Source organism: Fictibacillus iocasae, from assembly GCF_042665465.1.
Lineage (GTDB): Bacteria > Bacillota > Bacilli > Bacillales > Fictibacillaceae > Fictibacillus > Fictibacillus iocasae.
Genome location: NZ_JBHTCP010000002.1, coordinates 282,435 through 305,361, shown reverse-complemented (window position 1 = coordinate 305,361; position 22,927 = coordinate 282,435). Strand labels below are relative to the sequence as shown.

General features: G+C 43.5%; 23 protein-coding genes. 8 read left to right on the top strand and 15 right to left on the bottom strand.

The features are described 5' to 3' along the window. Nucleotides 1-15 precede the first annotated feature (15 nt). Nucleotides 16-699, bottom strand: coding sequence for an HAD family hydrolase (locus tag ACFQPF_RS01435; protein ID WP_379745416.1), 684 nt, complete (start codon nucleotides 697-699; stop codon nucleotides 16-18). Nucleotides 700-974: 275 nt separating this feature from the next. Between ACFQPF_RS01435 and ACFQPF_RS01430 the strand changes: the two genes are divergently transcribed. Beyond that, on the top strand, nucleotides 975-2,024 hold the full coding sequence (locus ACFQPF_RS01430) for an NAD(P)/FAD-dependent oxidoreductase (protein WP_379745413.1): 1,050 nt from the start codon (nucleotides 975-977) through the stop codon (nucleotides 2,022-2,024). Nucleotides 2,025-2,077: 53 nt separating this feature from the next. On the opposite strand, the gene ACFQPF_RS01425 is transcribed toward ACFQPF_RS01430, so the two are convergent. The 4 genes from ACFQPF_RS01425 to ACFQPF_RS01410 all read right to left on the bottom strand — a co-directional run bounded on the left by ACFQPF_RS01425 (nucleotide 2,078) and on the right by ACFQPF_RS01410 (nucleotide 5,978). Next, on the bottom strand, nucleotides 2,078-3,085 hold the full coding sequence (locus tag ACFQPF_RS01425; protein ID WP_379745410.1) for a FecCD family ABC transporter permease: 1,008 nt from the start codon (nucleotides 3,083-3,085) through the stop codon (nucleotides 2,078-2,080). Further along, the gene (locus tag ACFQPF_RS01420) at nucleotides 3,082-4,125 is read right to left on the bottom strand and encodes a FecCD family ABC transporter permease (RefSeq protein WP_379745407.1); all 1,044 of its coding nucleotides are present in this window, start codon (nucleotides 4,123-4,125) and stop codon (nucleotides 3,082-3,084) included. Before ACFQPF_RS01420 ends, ACFQPF_RS01425 begins: the two co-directional genes overlap by 4 nt. A gap of 30 nt (nucleotides 4,126-4,155) precedes the next feature. Then, on the bottom strand, nucleotides 4,156-5,097 hold the full coding sequence (locus tag ACFQPF_RS01415) for an iron-hydroxamate ABC transporter substrate-binding protein (protein ID WP_379745404.1): 942 nt from the start codon (nucleotides 5,095-5,097) through the stop codon (nucleotides 4,156-4,158). A 68-nt stretch (nucleotides 5,098-5,165) separates the two neighbouring features. Beyond that, entirely contained in the window at nucleotides 5,166-5,978 is an 813-nt protein-coding gene (locus tag ACFQPF_RS01410; protein WP_379745401.1) for an ABC transporter ATP-binding protein, read from the bottom strand. A 206-nt stretch (nucleotides 5,979-6,184) separates the two neighbouring features. On the opposite strand from ACFQPF_RS01410, the gene ACFQPF_RS01405 reads away from it, so the two are divergent. Further along, complete coding sequence (locus tag ACFQPF_RS01405) at nucleotides 6,185-6,577, top strand: hypothetical protein (RefSeq protein ID WP_379745503.1); 393 nt, start codon at nucleotides 6,185-6,187, stop codon at nucleotides 6,575-6,577. Between the two features lie 73 nt (nucleotides 6,578-6,650). Here ACFQPF_RS01405 and ACFQPF_RS01400 read toward each other — a convergent pair whose 3' ends face one another. Continuing rightward, nucleotides 6,651-7,208 carry a GNAT family N-acetyltransferase gene (locus ACFQPF_RS01400; protein ID WP_379745398.1) on the bottom strand — a complete coding sequence of 186 codons (558 nt, stop codon included), beginning with the start codon at nucleotides 7,206-7,208 and terminating at the stop codon, nucleotides 6,651-6,653. Nucleotides 7,209-7,418: 210 nt separating this feature from the next. On the opposite strand from ACFQPF_RS01400, the gene ACFQPF_RS01395 reads away from it, so the two are divergent. After that, nucleotides 7,419-8,999 (top strand): ATP-binding protein, encoded by a 1,581-nt coding sequence (locus ACFQPF_RS01395; protein ID WP_379745395.1) that lies wholly within the window; start codon nucleotides 7,419-7,421, stop codon nucleotides 8,997-8,999. Between the two features lie 34 nt (nucleotides 9,000-9,033). Here ACFQPF_RS01395 and ACFQPF_RS01390 read toward each other — a convergent pair whose 3' ends face one another. Beyond that, on the bottom strand, nucleotides 9,034-11,181 hold the full coding sequence (locus ACFQPF_RS01390) for a type IA DNA topoisomerase (protein ID WP_379745392.1): 2,148 nt from the start codon (nucleotides 11,179-11,181) through the stop codon (nucleotides 9,034-9,036). A 155-nt stretch (nucleotides 11,182-11,336) separates the two neighbouring features. On the opposite strand from ACFQPF_RS01390, the gene ACFQPF_RS01385 reads away from it, so the two are divergent. Next, nucleotides 11,337-11,519: an alpha/beta-type small acid-soluble spore protein gene (locus ACFQPF_RS01385; protein ID WP_379745389.1), complete on the top strand. Its 183-nt coding sequence runs from the start codon at nucleotides 11,337-11,339 to the stop codon at nucleotides 11,517-11,519. A 191-nt stretch (nucleotides 11,520-11,710) separates the two neighbouring features. On the opposite strand, the gene ACFQPF_RS01380 is transcribed toward ACFQPF_RS01385, so the two are convergent. Further along, a complete protein-coding gene (locus ACFQPF_RS01380) occupies nucleotides 11,711-12,643 on the bottom strand; it encodes a CobW family GTP-binding protein (RefSeq protein ID WP_379745386.1) in 933 nt (310 codons plus the stop codon). A 105-nt stretch (nucleotides 12,644-12,748) separates the two neighbouring features. On the opposite strand from ACFQPF_RS01380, the gene ACFQPF_RS01375 reads away from it, so the two are divergent. Beyond that, entirely contained in the window at nucleotides 12,749-13,780 is a 1,032-nt protein-coding gene (locus ACFQPF_RS01375; RefSeq protein ID WP_379745383.1) for a permease, read from the top strand. Nucleotides 13,781-13,796: 16 nt separating this feature from the next. Next, nucleotides 13,797-14,753, top strand: coding sequence for a TIGR03943 family putative permease subunit (locus tag ACFQPF_RS01370; protein ID WP_379745380.1), 957 nt, complete (start codon nucleotides 13,797-13,799; stop codon nucleotides 14,751-14,753). A 25-nt stretch (nucleotides 14,754-14,778) separates the two neighbouring features. On the opposite strand, the gene tatC is transcribed toward ACFQPF_RS01370, so the two are convergent. From tatC to ACFQPF_RS01355, 3 genes are all read right to left on the bottom strand, one after another. Continuing rightward, a complete protein-coding gene (gene tatC, locus ACFQPF_RS01365; RefSeq protein ID WP_379745377.1) occupies nucleotides 14,779-15,525 on the bottom strand; it encodes a twin-arginine translocase subunit TatC in 747 nt (248 codons plus the stop codon). A gap of 77 nt (nucleotides 15,526-15,602) precedes the next feature. Continuing rightward, nucleotides 15,603-15,767 carry a twin-arginine translocase TatA/TatE family subunit gene (locus ACFQPF_RS01360; protein ID WP_379745374.1) on the bottom strand — a complete coding sequence of 55 codons (165 nt, stop codon included), beginning with the start codon at nucleotides 15,765-15,767 and terminating at the stop codon, nucleotides 15,603-15,605. 11 nt (nucleotides 15,768-15,778) lie between these two features. Continuing rightward, nucleotides 15,779-17,416, bottom strand: coding sequence for a PhoX family protein (locus ACFQPF_RS01355; RefSeq protein ID WP_379745371.1), 1,638 nt, complete (start codon nucleotides 17,414-17,416; stop codon nucleotides 15,779-15,781). Between the two features lie 278 nt (nucleotides 17,417-17,694). Here ACFQPF_RS01355 and ACFQPF_RS01350 point away from each other — a divergent pair, with 278 nt between their 5' ends. Continuing rightward, nucleotides 17,695-17,853, top strand: a complete 159-nt coding sequence (locus ACFQPF_RS01350; RefSeq protein WP_379745368.1) for a hypothetical protein — start codon at nucleotides 17,695-17,697, stop codon at nucleotides 17,851-17,853. Between the two features lie 45 nt (nucleotides 17,854-17,898). Here the strand turns inward: ACFQPF_RS01350 and ACFQPF_RS01345 are convergent, their stop codons facing one another. From ACFQPF_RS01345 to ACFQPF_RS01335, 3 genes are all read right to left on the bottom strand, one after another. Beyond that, complete coding sequence (locus ACFQPF_RS01345) at nucleotides 17,899-19,158, bottom strand: aminopeptidase P family protein (protein ID WP_379745365.1); 1,260 nt, start codon at nucleotides 19,156-19,158, stop codon at nucleotides 17,899-17,901. Between the two features lie 71 nt (nucleotides 19,159-19,229). Continuing rightward, on the bottom strand, nucleotides 19,230-20,132 hold the full coding sequence (locus tag ACFQPF_RS01340) for a DMT family transporter (protein WP_379745362.1): 903 nt from the start codon (nucleotides 20,130-20,132) through the stop codon (nucleotides 19,230-19,232). Nucleotides 20,133-20,208: 76 nt separating this feature from the next. Continuing rightward, on the bottom strand, nucleotides 20,209-21,105 hold the full coding sequence (locus ACFQPF_RS01335) for an aminoglycoside 6-adenylyltransferase (protein ID WP_379745359.1): 897 nt from the start codon (nucleotides 21,103-21,105) through the stop codon (nucleotides 20,209-20,211). 239 nt (nucleotides 21,106-21,344) lie between these two features. Between ACFQPF_RS01335 and cyoE the strand changes: the two genes are divergently transcribed. Further along, nucleotides 21,345-22,253, top strand: coding sequence for a heme o synthase (cyoE, locus tag ACFQPF_RS01330; RefSeq protein ID WP_379745356.1), 909 nt, complete (start codon nucleotides 21,345-21,347; stop codon nucleotides 22,251-22,253). A 40-nt stretch (nucleotides 22,254-22,293) separates the two neighbouring features. Here the strand turns inward: cyoE and ACFQPF_RS01325 are convergent, their stop codons facing one another. Continuing rightward, nucleotides 22,294-22,827 (bottom strand): SRPBCC family protein, encoded by a 534-nt coding sequence (locus ACFQPF_RS01325; protein WP_379745353.1) that lies wholly within the window; start codon nucleotides 22,825-22,827, stop codon nucleotides 22,294-22,296. Nucleotides 22,828-22,927: the final 100 nt, after the last annotated feature.

Below are 22,927 nucleotides of genomic sequence, written 5' to 3'. Positions count from 1 at the left end.
AAAATGAAGTTTACATTAATAAGACTGTACAGCCTTCTCCATCTTTTCTAGGATGACATTCAGCTCGTCCAAGCCAGATATGGTGTAATGGGCCGCTTCGGCTGTATCCCAATGCCGGCTTGTTTTCCATACCGCTGTCATGCCTGTATTTCTTGCAGCCTCAATGTCATTCTTAGGATGATCACCGACAAACAGGCACTCTGACGTCTTCACATTCAACCTCTGAGCTGCATTCTCAAAAATGCGAGGATCCGGCTTTCGAAGACCCTCCATCTCTGAAATGAGAATCGTATCAAAGTAATGTTTAACACCCAATGCGCTGATCGTATCATATTGAAATACACCATATCCATTCGTCACCAGCCCTAAATAAAATCCTTTCTTTTTCAAATCCTCCAATGTCTCGTGAAGGTTAGGAAATGGTGTGCAATGATGCTTGAACTGAGTTAAATAGTCTTCGAGCAGGTCGCCTGGGGGTATTCTTCGGACCGCCAGCTCTTCCGCCAACTTTTGATAAACCTTATCCTTCCATACATAGCCATTCTGCTCAAGCTCGATAAACCGGTCTGCAAAAAGTTTTTTCGGGATATGTGACAGCACGTCATTCAGCCGTGAATGCTGATCCTCTATGAATCTTTTTACCGATGTATCACGGTCCAGCAGTGTTCCGTCCAAATCAAACAAAATCGCTTTAATCAAAAATCAGCACACTCCTATTCATGCAATCTATAAGGTATATACCCTTTTTAGTTAATAAGCACGCTACCTTAGCCTCTAGTAGTCCTTCTATTGAACTTGTACAGAACAAACTTTTCCAAACTATTTTACCATTTTTCCATTTATTCCAATAATGGAATTTGTGCGATTTCTGATTGCATGAATAACAAAATATATTGTAAATAAAGAGATTTCATTATATATTTTAAATGAGAATGATAATCAATACTAATTGTTTCATAAAGGAGGAGCATATTATGAAACATACAGACATATATGATGTAACCATTATTGGCGGTGGACCAGCAGGACTTTATTCTGCCTTTTATAGCGGACTCAGAGAAATGAAAACAAAAATAATCGAATACCAGCCACATTTAGGCGGCAAGATTCATGTTTACCCTGAGAAAATGATCTGGGATGTTGGAGGACAGACTCCCCTTCCAGGAGCAAGGCTTATTGAGAAACTAGTAGAACAAGGACTTACCTTTGATCCGGAAGTCATTCTTAATGAAAAAGTAGAGTCGTTCTCGCGTGCTGAGGATGGAAACTTTATCTTGAGAGGCGCAAGCGGCACACTGCATTATTCCAGGACCGTTATCGTGGCTGTTGGCAGCGGCATTCTAAATCCGCAGCGGCTTGATATAGAAGGAGCAGCACGGTTTGAAATCTCGAACTTAAATTACACGGTAAAATCGCTTCAGCATTTTAAAAATAAAACGGTCATTATTTCCGGCGGGGGAAATACAGCGATTGACTGGGCGAACGAGCTCGTGCCGATCGCGAAAAAAGTGTACCTGACCTACCGAAAAGGTACACTATCAGGACATGAAGCTCAGGTTACACAGCTGATGAACAGCTGTGCAGACTGTATTTTCAACACGTCTATTTCTAAGCTGTTCGCATGTCCGAATCATGAAGTCATCGAACAGATCGAGTTAACGAATCATGTGACAGGTGAAATCTCCTATCTACCAATCGATGAGGTCATCATCAATCATGGTTATGAACAAGATACTTCTCTGATTGGGAACAGCGAATTAAATATCGAGCTTGCTGATCACTTCTATATTAGAGGAAATGCTAACAGTGAATCGTCAGTCCCTGGCCTGTATGCGGCCGGAGACATCCTGAAACATGACGGAAAACTTAACTTGATTACAGGCTGTTTTCAAGATGCGGCAAACGCGGTGAACAAAGCCAAGCAGTTCATCGAGCCCGACGCACAGTCTGCTGCTATGGTATCTTCACATAATGACGTGTTTAAAGCGCGCAACCGTGAACTTGTAAAACAGATGATGCAATAATGCCAAACAAAAAAGCCATCGCTTCTTAAAGGGGAGCAGATGGCTTTTGTTGTCTATCTTTTTGTTAATAGATACATAAAATAAGGTGCTCCTAGAATGGAGACGATAATACCTGCCGGAATGCCGCTTGGATCAAGCATCACCCTGCCAATCGTGTCCGCACCGAGCAGCAGTATAGCCCCTGTAAGGGCAGCGAGCGGAAGCAATGACTGATGCCTCGGGCCAACGAGGGTTCTGGCAATATGGGGGGCGAGCAATCCGATAAAGGCAATTCCGCCGCTCACTGCCACAGAAGCCGAAGCAAGCGCAATTGCTATAACGATTAGCAAGATCCGCTCTTTTCCTACGTTCACTCCCACACCAATGGAAACATTCTCATGAACGTTCAGTGTGTTCAGTACGTTTGATTTCATGATTGTGACCGGTATGAGAAAAAGAATCCATGGAAGCAAGCTAAGAACGAACGTCCAGTCGTCACCCCATATTCTTCCTGCGAGCCAGTTGGCCACAAACGAATAATCTTCGCGCTCCATCCTGGTCGACAGCGTTAAGGTCGCTCCATAAAGCGCCGCAGCAAGTCCAACACCAACAAGGACAAGACGTGTCGGCTCCACACCTTCGCCTTTTCTATACGACATAACGTAAATGACAGTCCCTGTTGCCAGTCCGCCAGCTAAGGCAAACAACGGAAGAACATATAAAAAGTGAGATGTTTCTGAGCTGAAAAACATCATATATAAGACGACCATCAGGCTCGATCCGGAAGTAATGCCGAGAATGCCTGGATCAGACAGCGGGTTTTTTGTAACACTTTGCAAAATAGCGCCTGAAATCGCGAGTCCCATCCCGGCAAGTATGGAAACAATCATTCTAGGAAGTCTGAAATCAAACAAAATCAGGTTTTCTCTTGCTGTTCCCTGTCCGATTATTGTCCTAAAAAGCTGTTCCGGTGTCAGTGAGGCTAATCCTGTGGCGACACTGACCACAAAGACGGCAAGCAGCGTCACAGCCGCTGCAGAAGTCATCGTTCTTACTTTTTTCACTTGTTTTGCAGAAATCATGACAGCTTTCTTCCTCCCTTTCTAGCAAGGTAAAGGAAAAAAGGAACGCCGATCATAGCAACGACAGCTCCGACTGGCGTTTCATATGGTGCGTTGATGGTGCGGGCGAACGTATCCGCGAGCACCATGAGCACACTGCCGAAAATGGCCGAGCACGGAATGATCCAGCGGTAATCTGTCCCGACGAGAAAACGGACGATATGCGGCACCATGAGACCGACAAAAGCGATACCTCCAACAAGCGAGACAGCCGCACCCGCCAAGACAAGCACAACCAACATAAGAACCGACTTTGTCAGCAGCGTACGTTGTCCGAGTCCTTTTGCTACTTCTTCTCCAAAGCTCAGGATCGTCAGCTGTTTAGAAAACAATATGGCGATACAAATTCCAGCCGCAGCGACGGGCAGAATAATCTTGAGCTGTGCCCAGGTTGTTCCTGAAACACCGCCTGCTGTCCAGAAAGCAAGATCCTGCGACAGTTGAAAGTATAGTGCTATGCCTTCGCCAAGCGATGAGAGCAATGCTGTGACAGCGGCACCAGCCAAAGTAATGCGGATCGGTGAAAGGCCGCCTCTGCTCATCGAGCCTAAGCCAAATACCATAAGTGCACCGATTGCTGCTCCAATAAAAGAAACAAGCATTACAGTGGAATAATTGGCGTCTGCGTAAAAAGCGAAAACACAGGCAAGCGCGAAGCTGGCGCCCGCGTTCAGTCCGAGCAGCCCAGGATCAGCAAGAGGGTTTCTTGTCATGCCCTGCATGATTGCTCCGCTTACGGCAAACGCTGCCCCGACCACTGCCGCCCCAATTTCACGCGGCAAACGCAGGCTGACAATAATACGGTCAGCCTCCCGAGATGGATCATAGTTCAAAACAGCGTTCCAGACTGTAAGAAAATGAATCTTAGCGGCTCCTACAGAGATCGCGAACGCGACACTTGCCAGCAGCAGCAGAAAACCAGCAATCAGGATGGCTGTACCTGCGCCAGCCCGCGAATACACGTTATGCTCATCAATACGTTGTGTCTTTGTTTTGAACATCGACTCTAATCCTTTTAGTCTATTTTTGCATTACTTTTTTTTCGTCAATTCCTCGACAATAATGTCCAGCTCTTTTTCCAAAGAAATCGGGTCATTGAAATAAAATGATTCAGAATCAAACTTAATTGCGTTCCCATTCTTTACAGCCGGAAGCTCTTTCCAAACATCTGATTCCATGAACGAGTTATCCGGGTTGCCGGCACCTGTTCCCACAAAAATATAATCTCCCGCATAAGTCGGAATCACTTCAGTAGAAATAGCTTTCCAGCCAGGGCCGAACACATCTTCTTCCAGCTTTTTAGGTGCTTTCAGCTCGAGAGCTTGATAGATGACTTCTGTCCCGCGGCCCCAGTTGTTACCGTACACATACATGTCTTTTCCGTATGCTTCCATGACCATGAACGTTTTATCTTCGCCTATCGCCGCTTTTACCTTCTCGCGTGCGTTAGCCGCTTTCTTTTTCCACTCTTTCACCCATGCCTTCGCTTGTTTCTCTTTGCCTACCATCTTACCGATTTTGACGTGCTGCTCCATGTAATCATATTTGTCATACGTCATCGTGACCGTCGGCGCGATCTCTTCGTATTTCTTAATGTTCTTATCATCTGAATAAGTGATGATTAAATCTGGTTCAAGTTCAAGCAGCTTTTCATAAGAATCAGCTGTAACGACCTCTGCTTTGTCCAATTTGTTTCCGTAAAATTTGTTCTTTTTCGGAAACTCGTTCACCGCTATCGGCGTGATGCCTAATTCCAGCAAGTTCCCAGCATATGTAGCCGCCATCATCGCCACACGCTTCGGTTCAGCAGGCACCTCAACTTCTTTACCGTTCTCACCTTTATATATTCTTGTTTCGTTCTTAGGATCGTTAATATCCGAACTTGTCTCTTTTTCTGAACTGCCGCATGCAGCCAGTGCGAACACAAGCAGCATAACCATGAAGCTAAGCAGTAGTTGTTTTGTTTTTTTCATTTTTATATCCCCCAATGATTGGTAATGGTTATCATTCTCAATTGAATGTAAAATAGAAAGGCGTCTGTTTACGCCAGGTTTTCGACTAACTGAACATTTTTGATTAAATCATATGTTATACATACAGGCTTTTTGGTTCTAGGGTCCGTTCCAATTTCAGCATCAATGTGAAAAACATTGCGAAGCACTTGCTTCGTCATCACGTCTTCGGTGGTTCCTTCTTTTACAATACATCCGGATTTCATGGCTACCATATGGTGCGCAAATCTTGCCGCATGGTTCAGATCATGAATGACCATGACAATAGTGCGCTTTTCATCTCTGTTCAATTTCTGCAGCAGCTCAAGCACCTCCAACTGATGCGAAAGATCCAAGTAGGTTGTCGGTTCATCAAGCAAAATGATATCCGTCTCCTGTGCTAGCGCCATGGAAATCCAAACGCGCTGCCGCTGTCCTCCTGAAAGGGAATCTACTAACTTATGTTTATATTCCAGAATGCCTGTAACCTCGAGCGCCCAGTCAATCACTTCAAGATCCCGTTTAGTCAGTTTTCCGAATCCGTTTTGAAAAGGAAACCTTCCATAGGAGACAAGTTCTCCGACCGTGAGTCCCTCTGGCGCATCAGGAGACTGCGGCAAAATGGCCAGCTTTTGAGCAATAACCTTCGTCTTCTCTTTGCTGATCGCCTTGCCATCTAGGTAAACAGTACCAGACTTTGGATTTAGAATACGAGATAATGTTTTCAACACCGTCGACTTTCCACACCCGTTCGGTCCAATGATGGTCGTAATCTTACCGTCCGGAATGGACAGATCAAGATTCTGAACAATGTCTCGTTCACCGTAAGATATCGTTAATTTCTCAGCATATAGCCTGGACATGCCTCCCCCACCTTTATGTAAAGTTATTGTTTAAAGCCTCAAATGAAAATGATTATCAATATCGTTTATAGTGTAATAAATCCTCTGAAAAGTGTCAACATGAAATTATTGTTTATAATAGTATACAAGCTTCATAACAGGCCGTGTCCGCATAACATACCATAGCTTTGCACAAAAGGAGGACATGGTTTATGAATGATCGGCAAATGTTTAACCCGTATGGTCAATATGGTGATCAGTACGGCGGGCAATATGGTCAGTACGATCAGTCTGCTCAGTTCGGTGGACCCTCGTTCGGTCCGCCTGAAGATGATTCACCAACGTATGCACCACCTCAGCAGCTTTCTCAGTCTCAAGTGCCTCAATCGTTTTTCTCATCACCGCCTTCCTCGCCGCAGCAAATCCGCTCGATGATGTGCCGCTGTTTGGGCAGATGGGGACTTTTAGGACTGCGGTCTCAAGGACCCTTTGGCAGGGATTTCTGGTTCTATCCAACTGAAATCCGCGTTAACTCTGTTTCCGGCTACATCTGGCGCGGCAACCGCTCTCAAAGAGTCCGCTACAACTACAATCAGATCCGCAACTTTATGTGCTTTTAAGTAAGAAAAGCTGCAAAGAAGGTTCTCCATGAACCTCTTTGCAGCTTTTATTTTAATGTCTAATGGATTTTCCTTAATCATTGGGATTTACAATCGCGAGCTGAACATGGTCCTCCCACTTTCCGTTGATTTTCACGTTCTTCCTTGCCAGCCCTTCTCTTTCGAATCCAGCTTTCTCGAGTACACGGAGCGAACCAAGATTATGAGGCATCACTCCAGCTTCGAGACGATGCAGCTTCAGTTCATTAAACGAATAGTCCACTACTAGCTTCACCGCTTCTGTCGTATAGCCTTGGCCATTATGCTTCTCATCAAGGGCATACCCGACGTACGCACTTTGAATCGAGCCGCGCATGACCGCAAATAGATTGATGGTGCCGATTAGACCGTTGCCGTCATTCTTGAATATGCCAAAATAATAATCATAATCCTTTTCAGCTGCTTCGGTATAAGAACGGATTCTTTCCTTCGTGCCTCCAAGCGTATAGTACTCACTGCTTCTCTGTGCAGAGGTTGATTCAAAAAATGCTTTGTTTTCCAGTTGAAGCTGAAGCATCGCCTCCGCATCACTTTCGGTCAATAAGCGGATGTGGATGGCTGTGCCTTTCATTTCAGATGCCGTAATCTCCATGAACATTCCTCTTTTTCTTAATATTTATATAATCGCCACTTATTACATTCGTAAAAGGGACCGTATTTCCTTTTAAAATCAGCAATTTTTCAGCATTTACATTATGTACGTAGCAATTCCTTCTACCATCTGTGTTCATACAATGGTAGAATTTGAGAATACGTAACCTATACTAAAAATGATGGATGAACATCTATTAGGAGGGCCATTATGGAGGATTTTCGTAGAGCCGTCGGCATGAAGATCTTAAAAGACCACGCCCTGTTTGTCAGCACGATTCCGCCAATCGAAAATTTGGAAGAGGAATATAAATACTATGCGGTCAAAGTATCGGACTGGATGGAAACCTTTGTTTATCATATTGGAGAAGCGCTATCTGATGAAAGCATGGCACTTGAAACAAAGATTAAAAAATGGGCGGATGCTTTTGGAAGCCGTGCATCCGGTTCCAACATTCCGCTTCACCACTCCCTTCACTTTATCTTGCACACCAGGAATCTACTTTATGATTGTATTGAGAAAGAATCCGAATCTTACTCCCCTTCTGCAACAGAGGCTGTAAAAAGTCTTAGAGTCATTACGATTCTGACCGAGTTGGCGGCAAACACCGTGGTATCTCATTACACTAAAGCAAATACGGATACAAAAAATGCACTTCAGCATACGAATAAATACTTGGATATCTCGATTGCCAATTTAAACAACCTGAAAAATGCCCTATACGAAGGGACTATCTTTACCGTAACGGATAAATTTGACCGGATTCTTCGAGTAAATGACCATTTCTGCAACATCACAAAATATGACCGCAGCGAGCTGATCGGCCAGTCTCATGGCGAGCTTCTGTATTCTGGTGTCCATTCAGAAGAATTCGTTCAGAACATCAAACACGAAATTCAGTCTGGGCGTGTCTGGAAAGGCGAACTTTGCAACAAAGCAAAAGACGAATCGCTCTATTGGGTCGATACAACCATCGTTCCGTTCCTCGACCAGGATGGCGTGATGTATCAGCATATCTCGATTCAATATGATGTGACGGAGAAAAAGAGAACGGAAGAAATTCTCTTAAAGTCTGAAAAGGTTTCACTAATTGGAGAATTAGCTGCCGGCATCGCACATGAAATCCGCAATCCGCTCACGTCTATCGGCGGTCTCGTTCAGCTGTTTGACGAAATGAATCCACAGAAAAATGAATTCTTTAAAGATATTATTTTAACAGAAATCAACCGCATTAATTTTATTGTCAGTGAACTGATGGTCCTTGCCAAGCCTCATGCTGTCTATTTCAGCTGGTTTAATCTTGTGGAAAACACAAAGAATGTGATGGAACTCCTGCAGCCTGAAGTGAATTTACGAAACGTCGCTATCACGTTTGAAACGGATGCTGACATCATTGAGGTTTACGGTGAAAAGAATCAGCTCACACAGGTCATGATCAACCTTTTAAAAAATGCGATCGAAGCCATTCCATCTGGCGGGGAGATCAGATTATCTGTTAAAACGTCCGAAACAAATGTGCTGCTCTCGATACAGGACAACGGAGTCGGCATGACGGAAGAACAAGTAAAGAAGCTCGGAGAACCATTTTATACAACCAAAAGCAACGGCACAGGGCTTGGGTTAATGATCTGCTTTAAAATCATTCAAAACCATAAAGGCACCATAAACGTTGAAAGCGAGCTTGGCAACGGAACAACATTTACGATCACATTGCCGATGCGGCCATCTGTTGCAGGTTATCCGGAAAACACATCTGAGAATGTTGCTTCACCAACTCCCTCAATACACTAAAAACAAGGCGCTGCCCTAATACGGCTGCGCCTTGTTATTTTTTAAACGTAATTTTCCGCTCTTCTTTATTCAGCATCAGTGCTGCGCTGAACGGACTGCCATCCGCTTTCTTAAAGCCTTTCAGCAGGCCGGTCTCCCCTTTTTCGAGAAGTCTTTTCACTTGTGCGTCGGTCAGTGTTTTTCTGGCAATCTTCTTGGAAATGGTAAACTTGCACCCTTCTTTATAGCCTGTACAGCCATAGAACTGGCTTTTCTTGCTAAAGAACATCTCCTTGCCGCAGAACGGGCAGCTGCCGACAGTTTCGTAGGTTTTCTTAGCAGTAGAGGAAGCGGCAGACGGGGAGACGACCCATTCCTTTGATCCTTCTACTGCATCAATTATCACCTTTTCAGTCATTGATTTGGTCAGATCCATAAACGCTTTGGCATCGGCCTTACCTTTTCCGATCTCAGCGAGCCGCTGCTCCCATACGGCTGTTGTCTCAGGCGATGTCAGAATCGACTCTTTCCCGATGGCAGCGATCAATGTTTTCGCTTTCTCGGTTGCAAACACCTGATTTTTCTGTGTTTTAATATAATGCAGGGCTTCAATTTTCTTGATGATGCCGCTTCTTGTCGCTTCTGTTCCAAGTCCCTTTGCCTCGTTCAGCACCTTGCTCAGTTCTTCGTTTTCAATCGTCTTCCCTGCTGTTTTCATCAGTGTAATCAAGTTACCGAGCGTGTACCGTTTCGGCGGCTGAGTCTTGCCATCCTTCACCTTCACGTTTTTTACGGCGCCTTTATCGCCGCTTTCCACTTTCGGCAGCAGCACTTTATCTTCATCGTTTTTGTCGCTCTTATCATAGAGAACTTTTCTCCAGCCCTCCTGCACGATCACGTTCCCTTTGCTGACAAACTGATGGCTGTTCACAGCTGTGTGGATAGTCGTTGTATCAATGATTGCTTTATCATAGTGCGCCGCGATGACACTTCTGACGATCAGGTCATAAATATTTCGCTCTTCGCCACTTAGCTTTATTGGGTTCACGACGTTCTCGGTCGGAATGATGGCATAATGGTCGCTGACCTTTGACGCGTCGACAAACCGCTTGTTGCCGGATATCGAGCGCTTTGGCGCAGGTAGAATGTGCTCGTACGCCTCAAACAAACTTAACTTATTTAAGATATGCGGAATTCCGCGCGCTTCTTCCTCAGTAATATAGGCACTGTCCGAACGAGGGTAGCTCACAATCTTCTTTAAATATAAGCCGCTTGTGATGTTCAACGTCTTTTCGGGTGAATACTTGTAAATTTGGTTCGCCTTCGCCTGCAGCGCGGATAAGTTAAACAGCAATGGCGGCTGGTACTCTTTACGGTCTGTTTTGACAGAGAACACTTCGCAAGGTTGATTCTTGATCTGCTGCAGAATTTCTTCTGCTTCCTCTTTTTGCTTAAAGCGGGACTGATCCCCTTTTTGCCACTTGCCGGAATACACTTTTCCGTCTAGATCAAAGTCAGCAAGTATTTCATGGAACGTTTCCGGCTTGAACTGCTCGATCTCATGTTCACGCTGAACGATCATGGCGATCGTTGGCGTCATGACCCTCCCTGTCGCGAATACTTCTTTTACGCCCTTCTTTTTCATGAGAAGGGTGAACGCTCTTGTCGTGTTCAACCCTACGAGCCAATCTGCGCAGGCTCTTGAATAAGACTCCAAGAACACAGGCATGGTGTCTTTGCCGTCTTTTAAATTTCGAAATCCTTCTAGTACGGCATTTTGAGTCAACGAGGAAATCCATAATCGTTTGACCGGCTTCTTGCATTGAATCGTGATGAGCAGTGACCGGTAGATCAGCTCCCCTTCACGCCCTGCATCTGTCGCACCAATGATCTCGGTCACTTGGCGGTCGAACGCGAGCTTTTTAATAATGTTGAACTGCTCATATTTAGATGGAGATACTTTGAACTTGAACCGCTCTGGAATCATCGGCAAATCCTGCAGCTTCCATTTTTCCCACTCTTTTTTATAGTCTCCAGGCTTAACAAGCTCTAATAGATGGCCGACACAATACGTTAAATACGCGCCTTTAGGAAAAAATTCATTGGAAGGGATTTCAAAGAAACCTTTGTGTTTTTTTACATTTTTAAAGGGAGCCACAAGTGCCTGAGCCTGAGACAATTTTTCGGCAATGATTAATTTCATTGTGTTTTCCCCATTTCTATTTTTATCTCACCTTATTAGTTTTGCATACTCGCCGTCTTTTAAAAAGTATTTATGAAAATATGCGTATAATTTTCATAAGGAGATGCAAACTACACATAAGCAACAAAAATACATCTCTAAAAGGAGAATGCCAAATGGCGAAAAATCAACAGCACATGTCAGGAACTTGGGCAGCACTTGATGCAATGAAGTACGAAATCGCAAGCGAGTATGGGGTAAACCTAGGGCCAGATACAACAGCGCGCCAAAACGGTTCAGTTGGCGGAGAAATCACAAAGCGCCTAGTTGCACAAGCATTGTCTGGATATAGAGGGTAAATATTGATCATACGGAACAAGAGCACAGGATTCATCCTGTGCTCTTGTTCTCGTTTTATACCTTTCTTACATGTAAACGATTATACGTTCATAAAATATGAAAGAAACTCTTTTAGTGAATGTTATCAGATTTCCGAAGGCGACTGAGGTAAGTATGACATGTACACATTGATAAAACAGACACTTATGCTTTATCTAACATTAAAGATTTCTTTTATTGTGGTGACTGGCAATTTAGTCCCGATTAAAACAATGCAGTCTTCCGCAGTGCCTGTGTAAGGCTGAAAAGATAATGACCTCGAAGCATATTGGAAATGCCATCTTTCCTTTTTGGCCGTGATAATACCTTTTGCCCGGATAACATGGCCGGAAATAAGTGAAAGCTTATCTTCTAACGATTTCTTGTCCATTTCATAAGAAAAATCAGTAATTTTCACTGAGCGGAAGAGATGATTTTTGTGCGTGGGGCTATCAGTACCATCATTTTCTTCCCGGCCATCAATCATCCTTTGACTTAAAACCCTTTTTAAATCAGCTACCCCAAATTGAGTTTCAATAATTTCTATTTTTCCTTCTGTTTGCTTTTCTAACTTCTTCAGAACTTTCTCTTTTATGACCGATGACACGGCATCCGTTTTATTTAACAAAAGCAGGGTACTGTTTGTGATCTGACTGTGGAGCATCTGTTTAATTTCCCTTGAACTGGAAAAGAGACTGTTATATTCTAAATACCTGCTTGCGTCAATCACACTGATTATTGAGTGCACGTCAAAGAATTTGATAAGTTCGGGTGAAACGAATGCATCAAGAATCTCTTTAGGATCGGCAACTCCTGTTCCCTCAATAAAGAGGATATCTACACGATTCTCCTCTTTCAAGAAAAAGCGGATTTCATTCTTTAGTTCTTCTTTCACACTGCAGCAGATACATCCATCCAACACTTCTACTAACCTTTCGTTCTCAAAAAAATGAGTTTCTACATTTACGGAACCAAGCTCATTCAATACTATACCTGGGCGCAATCCCTCTTCTTTACACTTTTGTAAGAGATGTAATAGAACGGTGGTTTTACCGCTTCCGAGAAAGCCTGTTAAAATAAATACAGGTAATTTTTCATTAACCATAAACATTCCACCTTTTTTCAAAAGAAACTACTTGCACATCACAAATCGTAATGGTTATGATTTAGATTGTAACACATTTCGCATGGGTTATAGGGAGGAAAATCATTGAAAGTATTATTCACTAATCACTCACTTAGGAAAGAACTAATCGGTATATTGCTGTTAGGCTTATTTCTTACCTGTTTTTTAAATATGGACAAACTTAAATCTGAGCCTTTGCTTGAACAAATTCCAAATTCTCTAGTTCATGTTAACACGGTTTTTCTTAGTATATTAATAGAAGCATTTCCATTTATTTTACTTGGTGTCTTTGTATCTGCTCTTATTCAAACATTTGTTACAGAAGAGATGGTCCAACGGCTGATTCCAAGAAATCCGCTTACCGGAGTTGTTGCAGCGGCATTTTCAGGACTAATCTTCCCGATTTGCGAATGTGCAATTATTCCTGTCGTACGCCGTCTTATTAAGAAAGGCATGCCGCTTCATATCGGAGCCGTCATGCTGGCTGCGATACCAATCTTGAACCCAGTTGTTTTCTTATCCACGTTTTACGCTTTCCGCACCAATATGGATATTGTATATGCACGTATGGGACTTGCTTTTGCAGCAGCCATTTTGCTAGGGCTGTCCGTCTATCTCATCTTCCGCAACAGCAGCAGCCAATTAAAATGGACAAAAGAAGAACTGGTTGGGCCGGGAATCGTTAAACCTTTACAAAATAAATTAAATCGTTGGAAACAAACTTTTTTTCATGCATCTGATGAATTTTTTGATACAGGAAAATACTTAATTGGCGGTGCGTTTATTGCGAGCTTGTTCCAAGTCTTAATGGACCGTAAAGACCTCCTTTCTGTAGCAACAGATGATTTTCGCTCAACCAGTGTCATGATGGCACTAGCATACGTGCTTTCCATCTGTTCGGAGGCTGATGCGTTTATTGCGGCATCTTTCGGTACTACCTTTACTGCAGGTTCAATCGTTGCCTTCCTTGTATACGGGCCGATGCTTGATGTAAAGAACACGATTATGCTGCTGGCTTACTTTAAACCAAGGTTTATTGTGAGTTATATGGTAATTGTCACAATGCTGGTATTAGCCGGTTCAATGCTTCTTAACCAAACTGTACTGAATGGATAGAAAGGAGTTGATTCTTATGAAAGAAGAACAAGATTGGGGCTTCCACACGTATATAAGAGGCATTATCTTGATCGGATTTATGCTTTTGCTGGTCGGGCTCATCGCCAACGGTAAGCTTGGCCTTTTTATCGCACCAAAAATGAAGCCGTTCGCCTATTTCGCTGTAATCGTTTTAGGTCTTTTAGGCATTTCACAGTTTTTTAGAAGTACAAAAAAAGGGCAAGAAGAAGAAATGGCATGCGATTGCGGTATCGATCACAGGCCGAGCGGATCCTCCTTCAAGCACTTTTTTGTCTATCTTCTTTTTGTCATCCCTATCCTAACAGGTTTCATATTGCCTGAAAAAGCTATGGACAGTTCTGTCGCGGAAAAGCGAGGGATACAATACGGAACAGGATTATATACCAAACCAACAACTGTAACAGAAGACGGCAAAACGGTTCCTACACAAAAAGTGGATGTGGAAGAATATTTAAAAGATCCAGAGGGCTACATTGCTAAAATAGAAGAAAATATCGCAGAAGAAAATCCTATACAATATGTCGACGTTCATGATTATTATAAAGAATTTGCTTCTATATTGGACAATAAGGACAAAGTAACCGTGACTTCAGAAAACTTTCTTGACGTGATGAGTGTTCTGGAGCTTTATTTGGACCGTTTTATTGGGAAAGAGATGAAAACATTGGGATTCGTTTACCGCGAGGACAACATGCCTAAAGATCAAATCGTAATTGCCCGATTCGCCATGAACTGCTGTTCTGCTGATTCTGCTGTATACGGAACAATTATTACAGGGCGAAACGTTCACAAATGGGAGAAAGATACTTGGTACGAGATCTCTGGCACACTGGATAAAACGACCTTTAACAACCAAAAGCTGCCCCTCCTTGTAGTCAAAGACTACAAAAAAGTGAAAGAACCTAAAGATCCGTATGTCTATCCAAGTGCCGGAAGCCTTGGATTGAATTAAAAAAAAACCCTGAAAGGGGTTTTTTTTATGATGCTCTTTCAAATTCAGCTGCCTCAGCTTGCATCAGCTTTTGCTTTTTCTTATACATAATCTTAGAAATAGTAATAGACACCTCATATAAAAATAATAGCGGGATGGTCACGAGAAAATCGGATACAAAATCTGGAGGTGTGATGGTAATGGAAACGAGAATCAGCCCAAAGTAAGCAATCTTCCTCGATTTCGCAAGCATAACAGGATTAAGAATGCCGATCGATGTCAAAAACATCACAATTAAAGGAATTTCAAATAAGAAGCCAAATGGCAGGGTCAAGTTCACAACAAAAGAGAAGTATTTCTCCGAGGTAAAAAACACTTCAAAATGTCCTGCTGAAAGCTTCATTAAAAATTGCAGCACCATAGGATAAACGACAAAATAGCCAAATGAAAGTCCGCTAATAAACAGCAAAAACAATGCTGGAATATACGATAGTGTGATACGCTGCTCTTTCTTGCCCAGTGCGGGCTTCACGAACAGCCACGTTTGATAGGCCGCAATCGGAATCGTAAGAGCAATAGCTGCAACACCGCTGATCATAAAATATACCCATAAAATATCACTCGGACCAAGTATGGCAAGCTTTTGGTCTAGATCTCTAATGAGCCAGTTATAAATGTCTTCCACAAAATAGAATGCGAAAGAGAAAAAGACAAGAAATGCACCTAGAGTAATTAAAATTCGTTTTCTTAACTCACCTAAATGCTCAGTCAACATCATTTCGTTGTCATTCACGGCGTTCCCTCCTTATTCAAGAATAAAGAGTGCAGGGATTCCCCTGCACCCTGCCTCAATTATTTCGTTGGTGTTTTCTATTCTTTTTCATCAGAAGACATCAAGTCTTTTGCTGAATTCTTGAATTCTCGCAGCGTGCTTCCGAATGCTCGTCCAATCTCAGGCAGTTTGGATGGCCCAAAAATGATCAGCGCGATAACAAGTATAAGAATTAAACCGGGTACTCCAATATTTTGAAACATATCGTACCTCCTTAAAATTTAAACCCGCGAATGGCGACCACAGACGGTCTTGGCATGTTTCCGCCTCTGACCTGCGGCCACGTGCTCGTAGGATTGGCTTTATCTGTTGTTTCTTCACCAGGATGCTGCACCGATAGGAACAATGTTCTCTCGTCTGGGGTAAAACAAGGTCCCGTAAGCTCTGCCTGCACAGGAGCAGACGCAAATTGGTACGCGATCCCTTTGTCTGGACCGATTGTCGGAATCATGAACATTCCATTGTTCTTGAAGCTCTTCCATACAGCCGTGTTCAGCTTGTCCGAAGAAATATCTGTAACTGTCCAAAGGTTGGCGTTGCTGTCGAATGTCAGGTTGTCAGGCGCACTGAAACCGCTCTGGCGTCCGCCTGCAGCAAAGATTTCAAAGTCAAACTCTATAGACCCTAAATCTCCGTCTTTTTCAAAGAACCTTGTAATATGGCCGTGCATGTTGCCGTGCTTATCGTTGTTCGTATGCGCCACGAAAACGGTTTGGTCGAACGGCGAGATCTCAACATCTTCTGGTCGATCAGTCGGTGTTCCGCCTAATAGAATGGCCGCATCGTGACAGTTTGTTACGACGTCACCCTGAGTTTTGAACTTTTCAAGAAGATCCGCTTTTCCAGCCGCTGCCGCGCGTACTGCTTCAATCGTTAATGCTGTCCATTGGCCTTTCTTCAGATCAGCCACATACAGTGTACCTTCTTCAAGCAGTTCAGAGTTTTTCTTGCCCGCAGCTTTGTTGTATTTGCCTTTACTCACAAATTTGTAGACGCAAGCATCCTTCTTGTCATCGCCCATGTATACGACAACACGCCCATCTTTCGCAATTCCCATCGACGCATTTTCGTGATTGAAACGGCCGAGCGCTGTATGTTTGCGAACCTTAAACGTCGGATCAAATGGATCAACCTCAATGACCCAGCCGTAATGAGTTGGATCTAAGCCCGCTTCTTTGGAAGTCGTTTCGAAGTTTTCTTCACACGACAACACCGTGTTCCATAGTGTCAGTCCACCTGAACAGTTGGCAAATGTGCCTTGTACTTCAGTTGCACCCTTCACAGCTGATGATCCTTTAGCAGGTCCCGTCAAAGCGAATGGTGTGAGACCTGTGACACGGCGAGCGTACCTGGAGTTCTTGTCAAGCTTCCACTTTCTATCCTTGTTGTCCTGATACACCTCAATAATGGACCCGCCTTGATTGTAAAGGTGCTTTTCAATTTGAGCTGGTGTGTACTTGCCGTTTATCTTCTCGCCCTCTACGTAAAGCGGGTTCGTATATTCATGATTCACCCAAAGTAAACCGCGGTTTTCTTCATTCACCATTGGAAAGTAAAGTGTATAGTCGTTGTTGTATCCGAATGTATCGTTTGATGGATTGATCACATCTCCATACGAAGCCACGACATCATACGTATAACCCTTTGGAAGCACAAGCTCATCTTTATTCGATGGTTCAATTGGCTGGAACTTGAACCCTGATTTCCTTGGCTTCATCCGCATTAAACTGTCGGTTTGAGCGTTAGCAGTTTCACTTAAAACACCTAGGCCTGAAGTAGCAGCGGCTAAAGCGGTAGCTCCAGTTCCTAAATAGGTTAAAAACGTCCGTCTATTGAGCGGTTTATTTTCCAATTGAATGACCTCCAATAAAAGTAGTAAACGTTATATCAACGTAACTATATCGCTGAATTGTTAACTCTTTATAACGAGAATACAAACGTTATGTAAGAATTCATTACGGTTTTGTAAAAAATAGGCTCTTTTCGTAGAGATTGTTGCTTTTTAAAAGTCTGAGATTGGCAAACTTATTGCTGTTGAATTCCCTCTGTGTAGTTCATCCAATATTTTTTCTACACTTTATCCTCAGGACTGCTTGTACGTCATCTGACAAGGCCTTTTTGATCTGGTGGATGTATACGCTGGTTACAGATACGACGTGCTCCTTCACGTATGATCCAAAGAACAACACACATACCGCACGTTACAAAACGGGCACCACGTTCAAGCTCGTCTATTTCTACAACAGCGGATATGACGCTGTGGCTTCTACTGAGTTTAAAGTGGAATAAACGTAGAAAAGCCCGACCTCGGATGAGAATCGGGCTTTTCCATGTTTATACAAGCTGTTTATTTTCTGCCATAAAGGTTTCAATCTCTTCTGTTGAACGAATGATGTCTCTTGAAAGATTCTCATATCCATCTGCTGTGACGAGAATGTCGTCTTCGAGGCGGATGCCAATCGACTCTTCTGCTATATACAGCCCCGGCTCGATCGTCAGCACCATTCCCGGCTGCAGCACGCGGTCTTTGTACGTGCCAACGTCATGTGTGTCAAGGCCAAGGAAATGCCCGACACCATGATAATAATAATTTGATAGCTCTGTGATATCTTGAATAAGACCGATTCTCTTTAATTCTTCACCCAGCACTTTGCGTGCATGGGCATCCAACTCACTATACATTAAGCCAGGCTTCACTAGCTCTGTCGTTTCTTTCAGTGCTTTGTGCACGATGTTATAAATCTCTTTTTGTCGCGGTGTAAATGTGCCGTCAACAGGGAACGTAAAGCTGATGTCTGCGTTGTAATAGTCCTTTTGTGCGCCAAGATCAAGCAATACGAGATCTCCTGAATTTGTTTTCGCGTTATTCTGCTCATAATGAAGCACTGTCGCGTTCTTGCCGCTCGCTGTAATCGTGCCAAACGCAAAATCCCTGACACCTTTCGATTTCAGCGTGTAGTCAAAGTGTGCTTCAAGCTCAAACTCCATCATGCCCGGTTTGGCATGTTTAAGCACGTTGTAGATGCCTTCTTTTGTAATGGCAATGGCCTCTTTTATTTTTTGAATCTCTTCATCTGTTTTAATCACACGCAGTTCGCAAATGGCAGGATATACGTTTTGAATCGCAACATGGGGGTAGTTGTCTTTAATATGGTTGGCGAACTGTAGTGTTTTCGTCTGTGAACCTGCCCACTCTCTTCGCTCAAGATCCAGACAGATAAGCTCGCTGTTTTCAGTGAAGAACGTGCGGGTCAGCATCCCTTCAAAGCTTTCATGGTAAGCCACACTCTCGATGCCGGATATCGCTTTGGCTTCTTCCTCTGATACTGTCTTCCCCACCCATTTCTCCATTACTGGATCAGCTTTTGCAATAAAGAGCGTTTCACTGACATCTTCTCCACTCTTCTTGATCACTAGAGTCACGTTCGGCTCGTTTATTCCGGTAAGATAGTAAAAGTTGCGGTTTGGCGTGAATTTGTACTGTTCGTCGGCTGTCTTAAACGGCGCATCGCCTGCAAACAGGATCGTCACAGAGTTTGGCGGCAGCACATCGGTCAATCGGCTGCGGTTTTGAATATAAAATTCTTTGTTCATGTTATTTCCCCCTTAACGTTTTTAAAACGACTAACTAGTTTATTTATATGTTTATAGTATAAATTTCTTTATTATTTATGAACAGCTTTTTGTTGTGAAAAGAATAGCGGAAGCCTCATACCTAAGGCCATCGCAGCACCCGCACAGCTGGATACACAGCCTGACACAAGAAATACAGACAGTTCCGATTCGCCTATCAAAACAGAGGCAATCCCACCAACTGCCGGAAAAAGAGCGACCATGTAGCCCGCTTTAGCGCCTCCCAACTTCTCAACAAGCTCCAAATAAAAAAGCCAAGCAAGAAAAGACGCGATCACAGTCAAGTAAATAAGAGCGCCTATATATGAAGGAGAGGTTGGAAGGGAAACCGGTTCGCTCTTAAAAAGGAAAAAAGTAGCCATCAGAAGACTCGCTGCTGTAAATCCAATCGTATTGGCGTGCACGGGGTTTACCTTTGCCCTCGCGTTGCGGGCAGAAACGGCATCACCTATTGCTGTGATGATGGTCCCGAGCAGTGCCATCAGAATGCCGTACACATCAGAGTTGTTCAAGCTTGATAGACTCGGATAAATCACCAGGCCAACACCGGCCACTCCCAACATGCCGCCAGCAAGCAAGCGGATATGAAGCGGTTCTTTTAAAAAGATCCGAAGGGCGACCGGTGTGAGAATCACTTTTAAAGAGAAAATAAGCGTCACAATCGCCGCTGAACTCATGACGGTCGCATAATACAGACAAAGATAACTTAAAGCGAAGTTGCAAAGGCCAAATATGAGAATGTATGGGAGGTCTATCCTCTTCACTTTCCTTGATGCTGGCTTCATGAAAAGCAACAATAAAAAGAACAATAGGGCGGTCGCCGCTAGCCTGTATGTCAAAGACAGTTCAAGGCTCACCGGTGTCCCTTGTATTTTGACCGCAATGAAATTAAGTCCCCAGACGATGAGGCAGAATAGGTACAAAAAGGTTGTCATGATGTTTGTTCTCTCCCCCGGAGATAGGTTTCCTTTTTCTAAAGAATATTTTCACAATTGTGCAACGGCATTATTGTCATTTAACGATGATCTCACCAAATTGATCAGCCTCTCGCGGCAGGTTCCTGACAGCCTTTAAATAGCGCGTCATCCTATCGTCAGCCTCTGTGCAATACGTAAACTGCAGATGTGACGCAACGTCTTGGGCTAAAGGGCGAAACAGCTCTATAGATGCGAAAAGGGCGTTCCAGCTGTCTTTCAAGCTAGCGTCAGCATATGTTTTTTCATATAGACTCCAATGCTCTTCGGACAGGAACTTCTTAAAATACTTACCAAGTTTACCTGTCGATACAGCAAAATCATGGTGCATGCCAATATACCATGACACCATTTCATCCAGTTGTGTACGCACATACCGCTCAAACATTCCCTTTGCATATGGCAGTTCGTCACGCCACAATCCTTTCGCCACGTTCTGAGAAACCCACCAGAACTCATTGCAGTAACAATGGTATCGTTCTTCTGAAGGCCGGTTCACATGATAATCGGAGTCATTTGCAACTGGAATGTCTGTCAAGATGCCGTCTTTGTCCACAAACGGAATAGTCAAACTGTCACTCGAATATTCAGCGAGTGCCCGTTCCACGGATTTCAACGTCAAATCCATGCGGTTGCCGTCACTAAACAGCATGAGGTAGGCGTAGGTTTGGGAGATTGTTTCTTCCCTGCCCATCATCATTCCGAGTTTTTCCGGCTCTTGAATCATAATCAGGTCGCCATATATAAGAATCCAATCCGGATCGGCAATAAATGAATGGGTTTCGTTTACCACATAGACAATGTCATAATCTTGAAACAAATCTAATGGTGCGTTAGGGTTGGTTCTTGAACCATTCATGTATATAGCACGGATACGGTCATCCTGCTTTGCCGTTTCAATGATCAGCCTCATCATTTCTCTTTCGCTTCGCATCTTCACCCCTCCTGTTTGTTCATTTCGTAAGTAAGTTCGCTAAGAAATGCTGACTTCCTTTATACTTTGGTGAGAGTTGCTTATTTGGACAAAGATAACAAATTAAAAGGTTCACAAAACATTTTGTAGGTTTTCACTAGAATATTATATAAAATAAAGTCAGCGATCTAACTTTATGATAACCACTTTAAGGAAATACTGAAAAGATCAGCAAAAGAATTATAGTGAAGATGGTGTGTATGGATAGAGTTGTAAGAAAACAAAAAACGTCTGCGGTTCTTTCACAGACAATAAAAACAGGAATTATTAAATCAAACCTAGTCCCTATGTTTGCGGGATTAACACTCGCATTATACACGTATGATCTGGATCCGGCCGATAAACTATCAGAGGTGCTGTTTGCATTAATCGGAAGCATTCTCGTCATCGGTTCAGCAGGCACGTTCAATAACATTTACGACCGAGATATTGATGCCATAATGGAACGAACGAAAAACAGGCCGACCGTAACGGGTGATATGCCCATTAAGACTGCCCTTCTGCTTGCTATGGTCATGGCAGCGGCTGGCATGACCGCTCTCGCCTTTACCACACCACTAGCTGCTCTACTTGGATTTCTAGGATTGTTCTTTTATGTGGTGCCGTATACGATGTGGAGCAAGAGAAGGACAATATACAACACAGAAATCGGCAGCATCTCGGGTGCAATGCCCCCTCTTATCGGATGGGCTGCCATGACAGGAACACTGGCACATCCGGCTATTTTTGCGCTTTTTATTATTCAAGTCATCTGGCAGATGCCTCATTTCTATGCGATTGCCATCCGCCGCCATAATGAATATCAAGCAGCAAGGATCCCCATGCTTCCGGTTGAAAAAGGAATCAAGAGAACGTACATTCAGACAAATGTCTATCTCGTCCTGCTTTGTTTAACCAGCTTTCTTTTCCTGCCGTTAAGCTTAGGGCTGACACTCGTCGCCCTGCTGATCAATGCCGGCTGGCTCGTGCTCAGCATTTACGGCTACCGCCAAAAGAAGGATCCAGAAAAATGGGCGAAGCTGCTCTTTATCTATTCACTGTTTCACATGACGATATTGTTCACGACCGTCATTATCTACTCTCTTGTTGGGATATTTATTTTAAGGTAATAAAAAGAAGGCGTCCTCGCGTTGCGAAGGCGCCTTCTTTTTATTCGTTTTTCTGCAGCCGATTAACTAGGATATCCAGCTTCTCGAGCTGTGAGGTAAATCCTTCAACCGCACCCATCTCCACTACTTGCTGAAGCGCCTCTTCTGTTGCGAACTCTGTGCTAGAAATAAGTTTCGTCTTTCCTTCATGCTCCACAAACTCGATGCTAATTGTCATGCTCGGCATGTTGTTGGTTACGTTACCTTCTTTGTCCGCGAATGAATCGTTGTACACAATCGTGTTTGGGGCGTCAATTTGTTCAAAAACCGCGAGCCCGCACGACTCCATCCCAAAGAAATCTCCCTGGTTTTTGTCTGTGCAAGTCATGCAATAGTGCCACTTTCCGCCTTGTTTGAATTCAAACATATAGTTCTTTGTTTCCCAACCTTGAGGCCCCCACCACTTCTCCAGCTGCTCACTCTCCGCATAACATTGATATACCACGTCTTTCGGTGCGTTAACGACCGTTTCAATGACGAGAGTCTTGCCTTCTGTGCGAGTTTCTACGCTGCTTGCCGATTGATTAGCTGCCATGTTCATTCCTCCAAGTTCTTTTATTTTCTTGGATGACTATGCACTTCTGCTCATACTCAGTTTATCATAGACACAAAAGATGATTTGTTAATTTATGATA

What these genes read in the sequence shown, in the direction of transcription:
- ACFQPF_RS01430 (WP_379745413.1), top strand. Translation starts at nt 975, where the DNA reads ATGAAACATACAGACATATATGATGTAACCATTATTGGCGGTGGACCA.
- ACFQPF_RS01425 (WP_379745410.1), bottom strand. Translation starts at nt 3,085, where the DNA reads ATGATTTCTGCAAAACAAGTGAAAAAAGTAAGAACGATGACTTCTGCA.
- ACFQPF_RS01420 (WP_379745407.1), bottom strand. Translation starts at nt 4,125, where the DNA reads ATGTTCAAAACAAAGACACAACGTATTGATGAGCATAACGTGTATTCG.
- ACFQPF_RS01415 (WP_379745404.1), bottom strand. Translation starts at nt 5,097, where the DNA reads ATGAAAAAAACAAAACAACTACTGCTTAGCTTCATGGTTATGCTGCTT.
- ACFQPF_RS01410 (WP_379745401.1), bottom strand. Translation starts at nt 5,978, where the DNA reads ATGTCCAGGCTATATGCTGAGAAATTAACGATATCTTACGGTGAACGA.
- ACFQPF_RS01405 (WP_379745503.1), top strand. Translation starts at nt 6,185, where the DNA reads ATGTTTAACCCGTATGGTCAATATGGTGATCAGTACGGCGGGCAATAT.
- ACFQPF_RS01400 (WP_379745398.1), bottom strand. Translation starts at nt 7,208, where the DNA reads ATGGAGATTACGGCATCTGAAATGAAAGGCACAGCCATCCACATCCGC.
- ACFQPF_RS01395 (WP_379745395.1), top strand. Translation starts at nt 7,419, where the DNA reads ATGGAGGATTTTCGTAGAGCCGTCGGCATGAAGATCTTAAAAGACCAC.
- ACFQPF_RS01390 (WP_379745392.1), bottom strand. Translation starts at nt 11,181, where the DNA reads ATGAAATTAATCATTGCCGAAAAATTGTCTCAGGCTCAGGCACTTGTG.
- ACFQPF_RS01385 (WP_379745389.1), top strand. Translation starts at nt 11,337, where the DNA reads ATGGCGAAAAATCAACAGCACATGTCAGGAACTTGGGCAGCACTTGAT.
- ACFQPF_RS01380 (WP_379745386.1), bottom strand. Translation starts at nt 12,643, where the DNA reads ATGGTTAATGAAAAATTACCTGTATTTATTTTAACAGGCTTTCTCGGA.
- ACFQPF_RS01370 (WP_379745380.1), top strand. Translation starts at nt 13,797, where the DNA reads ATGAAAGAAGAACAAGATTGGGGCTTCCACACGTATATAAGAGGCATT.
- ACFQPF_RS01360 (WP_379745374.1), bottom strand. Translation starts at nt 15,767, where the DNA reads ATGTTTCAAAATATTGGAGTACCCGGTTTAATTCTTATACTTGTTATC.
- ACFQPF_RS01350 (WP_379745368.1), top strand. Translation starts at nt 17,695, where the DNA reads ATGTATACGCTGGTTACAGATACGACGTGCTCCTTCACGTATGATCCA.
- ACFQPF_RS01345 (WP_379745365.1), bottom strand. Translation starts at nt 19,158, where the DNA reads ATGAACAAAGAATTTTATATTCAAAACCGCAGCCGATTGACCGATGTG.
- ACFQPF_RS01340 (WP_379745362.1), bottom strand. Translation starts at nt 20,132, where the DNA reads ATGACAACCTTTTTGTACCTATTCTGCCTCATCGTCTGGGGACTTAAT.
- ACFQPF_RS01335 (WP_379745359.1), bottom strand. Translation starts at nt 21,105, where the DNA reads ATGCGAAGCGAAAGAGAAATGATGAGGCTGATCATTGAAACGGCAAAG.
- cyoE (WP_379745356.1), top strand. Translation starts at nt 21,345, where the DNA reads ATGGATAGAGTTGTAAGAAAACAAAAAACGTCTGCGGTTCTTTCACAG.
- ACFQPF_RS01325 (WP_379745353.1), bottom strand. Translation starts at nt 22,827, where the DNA reads ATGGCAGCTAATCAATCGGCAAGCAGCGTAGAAACTCGCACAGAAGGC.